Source organism: Tetzosporium hominis (assembly GCF_002265435.1).
Lineage (GTDB): Bacteria > Bacillota > Bacilli > Bacillales_A > Planococcaceae > Chryseomicrobium > Chryseomicrobium hominis.
In genome coordinates, this window is the sequence record NZ_NOKQ01000252.1 from 43,373 (window position 1) to 55,350 (window position 11,978).

12 protein-coding genes and 1 pseudogene are annotated in these 11,978 nt (G+C 44.6%); 4 read left to right on the forward strand and 9 right to left on the reverse strand.

Going from position 1 to position 11,978, the window contains the following annotated elements; translation table 11 throughout:
* Positions 1–44: 44 nt before the first annotated feature.
* The 6 genes from CF394_RS11750 to CF394_RS11775 all read right to left on the reverse strand — a co-directional run bounded on the left by CF394_RS11750 (position 45) and on the right by CF394_RS11775 (position 5,732).
* Entirely contained in the window at positions 45–1,166 is a 1,122-nt protein-coding gene (locus CF394_RS11750; protein ID WP_243370832.1) for an ABC transporter ATP-binding protein, read from the reverse strand.
* Positions 1,167–1,171: 5 nt separating this feature from the next.
* The gene (locus tag CF394_RS11755; RefSeq protein ID WP_094943875.1) at positions 1,172–2,122 is read right to left on the reverse strand and encodes an ABC transporter permease; all 951 of its coding nucleotides are present in this window, start codon (positions 2,120–2,122) and stop codon (positions 1,172–1,174) included.
* Positions 2,122–3,057 (reverse strand): ABC transporter permease, encoded by a 936-nt coding sequence (locus CF394_RS11760; protein WP_094943877.1) that lies wholly within the window; start codon positions 3,055–3,057, stop codon positions 2,122–2,124. Before CF394_RS11760 ends, CF394_RS11755 begins: the two co-directional genes overlap by 1 nt.
* Positions 3,058–3,069: 12 nt before the next feature.
* The gene (dppA, locus tag CF394_RS11765; protein ID WP_094943878.1) at positions 3,070–3,894 is read right to left on the reverse strand and encodes a D-aminopeptidase DppA; all 825 of its coding nucleotides are present in this window, start codon (positions 3,892–3,894) and stop codon (positions 3,070–3,072) included.
* A 315-nt stretch (positions 3,895–4,209) separates the two neighbouring features.
* On the reverse strand, positions 4,210–4,524 hold the full coding sequence (locus CF394_RS11770) for a hypothetical protein (RefSeq protein ID WP_094943879.1): 315 nt from the start codon (positions 4,522–4,524) through the stop codon (positions 4,210–4,212).
* A 77-nt stretch (positions 4,525–4,601) separates the two neighbouring features.
* The gene (locus tag CF394_RS11775; RefSeq protein WP_094943880.1) at positions 4,602–5,732 is read right to left on the reverse strand and encodes a M20 family metallopeptidase; all 1,131 of its coding nucleotides are present in this window, start codon (positions 5,730–5,732) and stop codon (positions 4,602–4,604) included.
* A gap of 315 nt (positions 5,733–6,047) precedes the next feature.
* Here CF394_RS11775 and CF394_RS11780 point away from each other — a divergent pair, with 315 nt between their 5' ends.
* On the forward strand, positions 6,048–6,365 hold the full coding sequence (locus tag CF394_RS11780) for a heme oxygenase (RefSeq protein WP_094943881.1): 318 nt from the start codon (positions 6,048–6,050) through the stop codon (positions 6,363–6,365).
* 100 nt (positions 6,366–6,465) lie between these two features.
* Here CF394_RS11780 and CF394_RS11785 read toward each other — a convergent pair whose 3' ends face one another.
* Together CF394_RS11785 and CF394_RS11790 are read right to left on the reverse strand one after the other, a co-directional pair.
* Positions 6,466–7,335 carry an AraC family transcriptional regulator gene (locus CF394_RS11785; RefSeq protein WP_094943883.1) on the reverse strand — a complete coding sequence of 290 codons (870 nt, stop codon included), beginning with the start codon at positions 7,333–7,335 and terminating at the stop codon, positions 6,466–6,468.
* 83 nt (positions 7,336–7,418) lie between these two features.
* Positions 7,419–7,955, reverse strand: a pseudogene (locus CF394_RS11790) (GNAT family N-acetyltransferase).
* Between the two features lie 152 nt (positions 7,956–8,107).
* Between CF394_RS11790 and CF394_RS11795 the strand changes: the two are divergent.
* Positions 8,108–8,752, forward strand: coding sequence for a lysoplasmalogenase (locus CF394_RS11795; RefSeq protein WP_094943884.1), 645 nt, complete (start codon positions 8,108–8,110; stop codon positions 8,750–8,752).
* 31 nt (positions 8,753–8,783) lie between these two features.
* Positions 8,784–9,050 carry a hypothetical protein gene (locus tag CF394_RS11800; RefSeq protein WP_094943885.1) on the forward strand — a complete coding sequence of 89 codons (267 nt, stop codon included), beginning with the start codon at positions 8,784–8,786 and terminating at the stop codon, positions 9,048–9,050.
* A 115-nt stretch (positions 9,051–9,165) separates the two neighbouring features.
* Here CF394_RS11800 and CF394_RS11805 read toward each other — a convergent pair whose 3' ends face one another.
* Positions 9,166–10,584, reverse strand: a complete 1,419-nt coding sequence (locus CF394_RS11805; protein WP_094943887.1) for a polysaccharide deacetylase family protein — start codon at positions 10,582–10,584, stop codon at positions 9,166–9,168.
* Positions 10,585–11,348: 764 nt separating this feature from the next.
* Between CF394_RS11805 and CF394_RS11815 the strand changes: the two genes are divergently transcribed.
* Positions 11,349–11,852, forward strand: coding sequence for a metal-dependent hydrolase (locus tag CF394_RS11815; RefSeq protein ID WP_094943890.1), 504 nt, complete (start codon positions 11,349–11,351; stop codon positions 11,850–11,852).
* The last annotated feature ends 126 nt before the right edge of the window (positions 11,853–11,978 follow it).

The following is an 11,978-nucleotide window of genomic DNA, read 5'->3' on the forward strand; positions in this document are numbered from 1 at the left end:
TTTTTTATGTGAATGCACGGCTGTGCTTTCATCCCCTTAGTACGTTATGCTTCCCAAAGCTGTTTGGCTCGTTCGTCTTGCAGCCAGCAATCCACTGCGTGTGTCTTCGTCAAAGTCGTTGTGGCCGGATGGACCTGCTCACATACTTTCATCGCAAACGGGCAGCGTGCCGTGAACGGACAGCCTTTTGGCGGTGCGAACAGGTCCGGCGGTGTGCCATCAATAGGTTGGAGCTCTTCTTCCAAAAGATCGAGACGCGGTACAGAGTTCAGTAACCCTTGTGTGTACGGGTGCTGCGGCGTGTAGAAGATTTCCCGCTTGTCCCCAATCTCAATGATCTTTCCTGCATACATGACAGCGATGCGGTCGGCAATCTTGGCGACGACACCGAGGTCATGTGTGATCAGCACAATCGAGACGCCCGTCTTCGCTTGAATCTCTTCAAACAGTTCTAAAATCTGCGCTTGAATCGTCACGTCGAGTGCCGTCGTCGGCTCATCTGCAATCAGTAGTTCCGGTTCACAGATCAGCGCGATGGCAATGACGATACGCTGGCGCATCCCTCCAGAGAATTGGTGCGGATACTGCTTCAAGCGTTCCGCTGGATTTGGAATCCCGACCAAATTCAGCATCGCAAGTGCCTTTTCTTTCGCCTCAGACTTTGAGACCTTGAAGTGGGTGCGTACCCCTTCCATCAATTGCTCCCCGATAGTGAGCGTTGGGTTGAGAGCGGTCATCGGGTCCTGGAAAATCATCGAGATATCGACTCCCTGAATCTTACGCAGTTCTTTTTTCGTCAGCGTCGTCAGCTCGCGTCCTTTGAACTGGACTTTCCCGTCCGAGATACGCCCTGGTGGCTGCGGAATCAAACCCATAATGGCGTTTGACGTCACGGACTTGCCGCATCCTGACTCGCCAACGATGGCAAGTGTCTCGCCTTTATACAGGTCGAACGAGACTCCTCGCACCGCTTGTACGGTTCCTCCAAACGTCGTGAAGGACACATGCAGGTTTTCTACTTCGAGGACCTTCTCGGTCGATACGACTTTGCGGTGTTTCTGCGTCGTCTGCTGAACATCGACCACTTCTTGCTCGGATCGCTCGGCATCTAGCTGCTTCTCGCGCTCCATTTCTTTTACTGCCGCAAGCTGTTGTTCATTGTTCATCGTTGTCACCCCCTCAGCTTCGGATCCAGTGCATCTTGCAGCCCGTCACCTAGTACATTAAATGCAAACATCGTCACGGAGATAAAGAACGCCGGGAAGAACAGGCGCCACCAGTCTCCGGACAAGATGACCGGCAACGCGTCACTTGCCATCACACCCCAGCTCGCATACGGTGCGGAAATCCCGAGTCCTAAGAAACTAAGGAACGCTTCTGCGAAGATGGCACTTGGTACCGTCAATGTCATCTGTACGATGATCGGTCCCATCGTATTCGGTAATAAGTTCTTACGAATGATTCGCGGCGTACTCGCACCAAACGATTTCGATGCTGTCACGAATTCATAGTTTTTGATCTGCAGGACTTGACCCCTTACAATCCGAGCCATACCTACCCAACCGGTCACGGTCAAGGCGACGATGATGGTCGTCAAACTCGCTCCCATGACTACCATTAATAAAATAACGACTAATAAATGTGGCAATCCGTAAAGGATCTCAATGATACGCATCATGATTGAATCCGCTCTTCCACCCTTGTAGCCACTGAAGCCTCCGTAGATGATTCCGATAAAGAAATCAATCAGGGCGGCCATCAAGCCGACAAAGAGTGAGATCCGGGCTCCGTACCAAGTCCGTGTGAACACGTCTCGTCCTGCGTCATCTGTTCCAAACCAGTGCGAAGCAGATGGTGCCTGGTTCTGATTCGGGTAATCGACTTGTGTCACCGAATACGGCGACAAAATTGGTGCGAAAATCGCGAATAAGGCAAGTAAGGCTAAGAACACTAAGCCTGTCATGGCCAGTTTGTTTTTCTTAAGCCGGCGCCACGCATCTTTCCAATACGAAAGGGACGGGCGGACGACTTCTTCCGCTTTCTCTAAATCTTTGTTCTTCTTTTGAAACCACTCATCTGGAATGGTCTGTTGCGGTAGTGCTGCTTCCCGAAGGTTCGTCATTACGCCTCACCTTCTTTCTTATGTAGTTTGATTCGTGGGTCCAGGAAGCCGTAGACGATATCGACTAAGAACAACATAAATACTAAGAAGGAACTGTAAAATACCGTTGTTCCCATGATGACCGGGTAATCGCGGTTGTTGATGCTTTCCACGAAGTATTTTCCCATCCCCGGAATCGCAAAGATTTTCTCGATGACGAATGTCCCTGTTAAAATCCCTGCTAGCATCGTCCCCATGATAGTGACGACTGGCATCAACGCGTTACGCAGTGCATGCCTTGCAATGATGCGGAAAGGACTCAACCCTTTCGCCCGCGCCATCTTGATGTAATCCTGTGTCAATACTTCGAGCATCGAGGACCGTGTTAGACGTGCGATGATGGCCATCGGACCCGTGGCGAGTGCGGCGACCGGCAAAATCATATGGAGCGGACTCGACCAGGTGGCTGGCGGTAAGATGTTCCAATCAACAGCTAGCTTCTGAATGAGTAGCGTAGCTAGCACGAAGTTTGGAATCGAGATGCCAAATACCGCAAACGTCATCGCCGCGTAATCAATCACGCCATTATGTCGTAGTGCTGCAAACGTTCCAAGTAAAATCCCTGAGATCACAGCGACCAAGATGGTCGTCATCCCCAGTTCGAAGGAGATCGGGAACCCCCTCGCGAGCAGTTCATTGACCGACTCGTTCGGCTTTTTGATGGACGGTCCAAAATCAAACGTCACAATCGATTTTAAATAATATGCGTACTGCACCGGCAGTGGTTGGTCGAGCTTGTAAAAGCGTTCCAAGTTCTGCTGTATGGCTTCGTTTGTCGTCCGTTCCTCATTGAACGGAGAGCCCGGGATGGAGTGCATTAAAACAAACGTCAGCGTCGCAATGATCAAAATCGTGGCAATCATCATGACGAAGCGTTTCAATGTGTACTTGAGCATAAGCTTCCCCCTTTAACAAAATGTTGTCTGCATCGCCAGTTCCACCATCACGAGCATGGCACGATAGGCTTCTAATATATCTTTTGCTTCGAATTTCACAATGGTCGTTCCTTCAATGATTTCGCATCCCGGCATAAGTGCTGCCCATTCGGCTTGCCCGTAGTTAGCAAATTCTATGCGAAGCGTCGGATTTTTAGGCGGCACCAGTGGCTGCACCTTGTCTTTATTCGCTACCGCTTTTTGGACTTGTTCTCTGAGTAGCTCTTGTGCCATCGACGGCACCAAAGTTTGGACGGCTTGACGAGTAATCGATTTTTTCACGGCGACTGTCGTGACGTTTGGAATCAGTGCTTCTGCTTCTCGGCACGCACCATCGTCTCCAGCTACCATGATGACAGGAACGCCGAAGTGACCCGCTACATACGCATTGAAACCGAGCTCGCCGATTTCCACGTCATCGATGTACATTGTCCGCACACCAAAGATCATCGTATGGCTCATCACACCCGGCATTCCTGCACGCGCGTGGTACCCCGCAAAGATGGCTCCATCGAACGAGTCATCAAGAGACTGCACCATCGAATACGGCTTCACTGCACCCGTGATCAGCTCTGCTGCTGGGTTCAACTCTTCAACAAGGAGATTGTTCATTTTGGAATGGCTGTCATTCACTAAAATCGAGGTGGCCTTCGCTTTGAGGAGACCTTCAATAATGGCGTTGGCTTCATCGGTCATGATGCGCCGTGCCCGTTCGTAGTTATGTTTGGAAGAATCGACAAATGTGTGATCCGGTAGTCCTGTGATGCCTTCCATGTCGACTGAAATGAAGTATTTCATTGGGTCCTCCTGGTAAATTTTCTAGTTGTATGTAGTATTTCTTCCTTCTGTCACCACTTTAGCAGAATATTTTGAATTTTACATCGGAATGTTGCCCTATATTTTCGTTTTCCGAAGGATTCAAGCAAACACTTTTTCCAATTGCAATCCAACTATTCTCTTATGTTCCTAGCCACAAAGTTCAAGAATAAAATAAAAAAAACACAAATCCTAAATGCTTAGGATTTGTGAAAATTCATGAAATCGCTTGTTTTTCTTAAATTGTATAACCCTTCAGCTCGGATTCGAGCTTCCATAAATCGCGACAAACTGATTCTACAACACGAATCGACCTTCCCACCAAGCGAGTGTATTAATACTGATGAAGATGTCGTCCACGCCATCTCCTGTAAAATCACCCAAGAAAATCGTAGGGTTGTACCCTGCATTTTCCTGAAGCGGGATGCGCGTCACTCTGCCAGATCTTCCGTCCTGAATATGCAGAGTGATCTGTTGAACAAAAGGGCTATCTGGTGTCTTGATTCCGGTCAAATAAACAGTGTCCGAAATTCTGTCACCGGTCACGTCTCCACGTGCTAATACTACGACCCTGGAGGGATTCCAACCCCCTTGAGCAAACTCACTAATCATCTCGTACTCCTTTGCATACATTTTTAGCGTTCTCTAATTGTATGCATGGGCCTTCGAAATGATTCTTTTACAAGGACTTAACTCGATAATTCCCGAATCGTCTCCGCCAGTAGCAGCGCGCGCTTTGGAATCGACTCAATCAAAATATTTTCGCCTTCGTTGTGCATCTTATCACCGATTGGCCCCATACCGTCTATCGTCGCCACGCCTAAATACGATGGGAACGAGGCGTCTGAACCGCCACCTGTATGAGTATCTTTGACTTTGATGCCGTGTCTTTCCCCCACAGCACGGATGATTCCAAGTAGTTTCTGATTCTTTTCGTTAAATTCCATCGGCGGGCGATTGATGCCGCCTTCTAAATCAATGCTCGTACCTTCCACATCAGGTACCGAAGCAATCTTCTCGATCTGCTTTGTAAGCTCAAGTCCCTGCTGCTTGTTGCGGACACGAATATCGACATAGCCGACTGCGGAATCGGGGATGATATTGATCGACTTGCCGCCTTCAATTCTTCCCACGCTTACAGAAATGCCTTTGTCATGATCGGATAGTTTATGAAGCTTCGTAATCTTATGAGCCAGCTCTTCAATAGCGCTGATCCCTTCTTTAGGTGCGACTCCAGAGTGCGCTGACTTCCCTTTCACTTTAAAAATGTAGCGTCCTCCTCCGCGACGAGAAGAGACGATAGAGCCGTCTTTTCTAGCAGGTTCCATCACAAGCGCATAATCGACGACCTTAGCCCATTTTTCTATCAACTTGCGAGACGTGCGAGACCCAATCTCTTCGTCTGCATTTAGAATGATCACCACATTGTTAAGCGTTTCCGGTGTCACTTCTTTTAAGTACTTCATCGCATACACCAGATTAATCAAGCTGGCTTTCATGTCGGCAACTCCTGGCCCGTATGCGTGTTTCCCTTTTATTTTAAACGGACGTTCTTTTGCCGTTCCTTCTGGAAACACCGTATCCATATGGGCAATCAGCAGCACTTTTGGCTCAGTCGCTTCCGGATGCCGAATCACTAAGTTGTTTCCAAGCTTTTTATTTTCATGGACGTCTACCTGAAAGCCCAATTCTTTATATTCTTTTGCTAGTCGCTTCCCAACTTCATCAACACCTGCCTTATAGCGAGACCCGCTATCGATGTTCACAAGCTCCGCAAGCTTTTCTAGCATTTCGGGTAAATGCGATTTAAAATAATCCATGGTCATTCTCCCCTTATTACTTATTTTATCTCTATAAACTAGCTACTACTAATTCCGATCATTGTGCCCTCTTAAAAATAGGCAGTTTCTTATGTTTATTTTCCCTTATTTTTATTTCATGAAACTATTTTCTCATATGGTCTCGCCAGTCAAAACCTATGCAGACCGGCTCAATCGTGCAGAATGACTTTCCACATAGATTTGGAGTACGATTCCATTATCACATAAAGTAGTCATCTATGATTCGACAACAGGCTTCGAAAGGAATAAGGTGGAGTTGTTGGAACACATTAAATCAATGGGAGGAATCTAGAGATGATCATCGTAACAAATCGCATCAAGATGAAATCCGGTTTCGCTGAAAAGATGGCGCCGATGTTTACGAAACCAGGTGCCTTACAACAAATGAACGGCTTTGTAAAAGTCGAAGTGTGGATCACACAAAACCTTACGGAGTACGATGAACTAAACGTCAATATGTACTGGAACACGATGGAGGACTTCACGCAGTGGAGAAACAGCGACGCATTCAAAGAATCTCATTCTCGTTCAGGAAACAGTGGCGAAGAGTCTCCAATGCTCGGAAGCGAGATCATCATTTCGGAAGTGGCTTCTACTTTGGAAGCGGCGTAGTAATAGTGGAAGGTGCCTTTTGAGGCGCCTTTTTTTATTCATGAAAAAACGACCTCAACAAGGTCGCTTTAATCTAGAGGTATAGGTTTTAATAATGCTCTTACTTAACAGGAATCCAAATCTCCGAATACAAATCTGGACTGCTTGGATCTTCATTGGTATACAATTCGAATTCGAATGTGCCGGCATGCTCGTACCCCGTAGATGGGAACCATTCGGAGAAAATTTGTTTCCACGCAGTCTGCATCGCGACAGGCATAGGTCCGCGCACTTCAAAAACGGCCCACTTGGAAGCAGGAAGTGTGAGGCTTTGCATTCCCTCGGGAACGCCTCCCGAATGTGCTGCTCCTACCCAATAATCAAACTTACGTCCTTCTTCTATCGTTTCACTAACATCTCCACAAACACCGAGCACCCCTTCGATGGGTCCATCATTTACTTGAAACAATAAATCAGTTGTTCCATTTTGATTGACCTCTTGCCAAAACTCCGGAATCCCCACAACATTCTCTTCTTCTCCCACGGAAGAAAACTCCCGCTTTACTCCAACGATTTGAAACGCCTCTTTTTCAACAATCGTGTACTTCATTGGTTTTGCCCCTTTCAAGGACACTTGAATGATCAAGCGATTATAGGATTGCAGCTTCCCCTTATTCTTTCTCGCTTCACTGGGCGTCATGTCATGCTGTCTGCGAAAAGCCTTCGTAAAAGCCTCGGGAGTGTCATAGCCATACTTGTAGGCCAGGTGGATGATCTTCGCATCAGTAGTCAGCAACTCTTCTCCAGCTAACGTCAAACGCCGTCTTCGGATATAGTCACCGACTGTACTTTCCGTCAAAACCGAAAACGTCCTTTGGAAATGAGACGGCGACACATGTGCCTGCCTCGCAATATCGTCTACCGTGATATCGTCCAGTAGATGATTTTCCATAAACTCAATTGCCTTTTGTATCGACTCTACCCACGCCATGGCTTTCAACTCCTTATTAATATCCTAACAATCTGACGGGCACATATCCCGTCAATTTCGACTTTGTTGTGGCAGGTTGAAGGCTAGTTGTAACTTCTCCGTAGATGATACAAAACATGCTTCAGCAGCGGACTACCTTGATCCACTCTCGGATGATCAAACTCTTTCACAAACTGCAGCCCTATTTTTCTCATCACGTGTTTTGAGGGCTCATTGATATCTGCTGTGAAGCTGTAGATTTCGTCAAATCCTAATTCCTCAAATCCATACTGCAGACAAGCTTTTGCGCCTTCGGTTGCGTAGCCTCTTCCCTACGCTTCTTTTTTCAGTCTCCAGCCAATTTCGATACACGGAGTAAAGTCAGATTCGAAAGTAGCTCTGTGAAATCCGATAAATCCAACGAACTCATTTGTTTCTTTTACTTCCACGGCATATAGGCAAAATCCGAATTCTTTGATTTCTGCAATAATTGCCTGCGCAAAAGCATCAGATTCTTCTTTTGATAAAGTTTTAGGGAAATACCTCATTACTTCTTCATCTGCATTCATTCGGCTGAAAGACTCAAAATCAGCTTCTTGCCAATCACGCAATCGCAATCTAGTCGTCTCGATATAGATCATGTTGCACTTCCTATTCGTTATTTGTAGATTCAATACAATAGCCTACTCACAATCTTTCATGAAAATAAAGGATAACTAGTCTCTTTTGAAGAAGTCCTAGTCATCTACCCCAAACCATAATCTTTAGTAAAAGCAGTAGGAGTGATGTGTTGATGAAAAAATTCGTTTTGCCTCTTCTTATCTTCTTCATGGCTGGCCTTTATATCTTTAGTATCCCAGAAGATCCTACCATTCTTAAAGTAACGTTTAAGCTCATTCCTATGATTTTAATCCTTGTTTATGCATACTTGCAATGCCGTTCCAAACCTAATCCTACTCAATGGATTCTTCTAGTAGGATTGTTTACTTGTATGCTGGCAGATGGCTTCATTGCCTATTCTTTTATTCTTGGACTAGCAACATTTTTAGTAGGACATCTATTTTATGTAGTGGGATTCAGTAGAGCCTGGAAGTTTTCTAAAATCCGTTTCGCAATGATTCTTTTCATACTCACTTACTCTTTCCTTATGGGTCAAACATTAGTTACTGCTCTGATGGAAAACGAAAATACTGCTCTCGTCATTCCAGTTATTGCTTATGTGATTGTCATCTCACTTATGGCTTGGACGGCCATCATGACCAGAAGCAAATGGGCCATACTAGGCAGTTTGCTATTTGTACTATCTGATTCTATTTTGTCCTGGAACATGTTTGTATCGGATGTACCCCAATCGACTTTCTTGATCATGTCGACCTATTACTCGGCTCAGTTTTTCATTGCTCATAGTTTAGAACAGAACGACTATACTTTATTCTAAATATAGAAGTATTTTATAGAGGATGATTCTTGTGAAACAAATTATTTTAGCAATTGTTAGTGGTGTGCTTGCCGGTAGTGGTTTCGCTGGTTTGTATACAAATTACGAAAACTTTCGTTCATACGAAAATGATGGTTTAATTTATCGAGGGATTATCATTCTTCACTGGATAGCATTACTTTTAGCAGTCCTGATTGCTAAACCCTATTTATCTATGGAGAGAACCGAACAGGTAATTCCTTTTATTGTAATCTTTCTTACTGCTTTGGTAACTATGGGGATATGGATTTTCAATTAAAGTTCTTTACCAATAAAATTAAAGTTCTTTGAAATTAACTTCATAAAGATATTAGAATCATCAATCCCGGACCGCTTTTAATTTTAACTATTTTAGACACGTTGTACCTGTACCTCTATTCTTCCTGAAAAGATAAAATCTCAGAAACTGTAACAGAAGTATACCCCTCTGATTGCAAATATTCTAAGACCAGCTTGACTCCTTCAACTGTAGATGAATGAATGTCATGCAGGAGGATGATGGCGTTCGGATGCAAGTCGCTCTCTACTGCACTTAATACAGCTTGTGGATCATGGTTCTTCCAATCGAGCGTATCAATCGTCCACAACACAGACGGCTCCCCTACAATTTTTTCAATGGTATCGTCAGTAGCTCCATAGGGTGGACGAAACACAGTGGATGGCTCACCAATTATCACTTCAAGAGACTCATCTACACTATCGACCTCGCTTCGGATATCACTTTCTGCTAGTGATGTAAGCTGTTTGTGGTTCCACGTATGATTGCCAATCTCGTGCCCTTGTTCTTTTATAGTCTTCACAATGTCAGGATAGAACTCGATGCGGCTGCCAAGCAGGAAAAAGGTACCCTTCATGTCATATTGTTTTAGTAACTCTAATATTGCAGGCGTATTTTGAGGATGGGGACCATCATCAAAAGTCAAAGCAACTTTTTTCATGTCCCTCGAAAGTTTTTTCTCTTGCTTTTCCTCTTTAGCTACGATACCTTCATTACCCTTATCCTCGTCTCCATCTAATGAATCGATGGTGTTCAGTGTTAAGATCGACCGCCATTCATCTTCCAAAAAAGGTTCATATTCAGTAAGTGGAATCTTCGCTTCTACCAATCCTGCGGCACCTGCCGCGATTTCATATTTATCAAACTTGAAATAAAGAGAATCCTTTGTTAGTAGGCCCTTTTCATACAACGTATCGGAGATTTCCATTAAACTTTCTTCAAAGAAATAAGGCGCATCTTCTTCCGAGGCAAGTATGTATTTTTTAATGTCATCTAGAATCCTTTTTTCTATCTCGACACCGCTCTTTAGTACATCCTCTAGTTCCACAAGTTCACCTGTCTCGACATTCATCGTAATCGATTTAGTAGTCTGATTCCCATTAGCTCCAGCGAGATAAGAGCTTGTATCAATGGAAAACGAATAGATTGAAGGTGAGACTTGGTACACATCGAACGTTATATAGAGTTCTGACTGCCACTGGGGTGATGGACTTACTTTTAAGTTCTTGTTTAGGTCGCTATGGAATGACTTTATTTGGTTTTCAACATACTTATTGATCTCCACATTCAATCTATCATCCACAAACAAGGGAACGTGAACCGCAGATTTGTACGTATCCGTCTCTTCAATTTTTGTATGTATCTCGATACCTGGATACTTGGACGCGACAACATTCTTCTCTTTGGTTATTTCGCCACCTGAAGTTACATCAGCCGATTGGATTTGAGCAAACAATATACCTAAGACTATTAATACACTGCTCACTAAAACGGCCATCACATGTCTATATCTCATATCTTTTACAACCTTCCTTCAAAATAACACTATTAAGTTTGTGCCATATATTCATACGAACGAAGAGTTGAAATGGTTCCGAGTTGATTATGTTCATACCAAAATGGTAAACCGCTCTCCCCTTTATCATATTTATAAAGAGAGCAGTCTGATGATAGACTCACTCCCCTGGTCCTTGAGTGTTTCTCAAAGCAAGAGTATCCTCATAATCGACACTTTCTTCAAAGTATTCTACTCGCAGATTTCTGAATTCGGAAAGTTTGTCATCAAAGCTCACGCACTCCTTTTTACGGTAGAGGAGAAGAGCCATACACCCTTGGAGTATATCTAAAAAATTCACGATACCAGAACCACAAAATCCCAATATCCCCATCTACATCCTCACCTTTACTGCATAACAAAGCAGTCGTAGCCCCCACTCCAAACCCTATCAGATGATGGTTTTGTATCTAGACTTCAGCTCTCTGACAAGCCCCAATACATTTTCAGCTGACCTTTCAAACTCAATACCAGTAAAAAACCTTCTACTTCTTTCTTTTCTTTTGAATAACTAAAACGTGTTCACTATTTGATGCTTACAGTTAAAGAGACAGCCGTACTGTACCAAAAGCGTTCGCCTTGCTTGTGTATCGATTGAATAGGAATCGCCTCGTTTCGTTTTGTAATAGAAGTTACTAATCATCCATTAATACTGCATTTGGCGTATTGTATCGAACACATATACCCCTTATTATGGACTAGCACCATAAATAAGGAGGTTTCTCATGCAATACAAGACCCATTTCGCTGGTGGGGCGCTCATCACGCTCGCGGTTCTTCAACATACCGAGTATGTGTCGCCAGAGCAAGTGGTGCCATTCGCCGTCGCTACCCTGATCGGCTCGGTTGCGCCAGACATCGACCACAAGAACAGTTTCATCAGCAACCGTTTGAAACCTTTTGGCTTTTTAGTGAGACGTACGACCACGCACCGCGGAGCAACTCATTCCCCGCTTATCGTTGCTTTGTTCAGCCTGCTTCTCTATTCCGGGCTGGGACTGACCGAATTCAGTTCATACTCCTACCCAATCGCTTTTGGCTTCTTCGTAGGTGCAATCAGCCACGTGCTGCTCGACATGCTGAACCCTCAAGGTGTGCCGCTCCTGTATCCCATTCCTAAGGCGAAGCGATTCCGTATCGCCCATATTCGGACAGGCGGTCTGATTGAGAAAGTAACCTTTTTGGCCCTTCTCATTCTCACATTCCGGCTTTTGCTGAAAACAGTATGACTTAGACATCCTCAAAACATTTGAGGGTGTTTTCTTTATAGTACTAAATTCACTAGTGTCGCATAAATAAGTTGAGAATATTCAGTTTTCTTTTATTCGTTGAAAAAATTAAAAACGAACAGACAT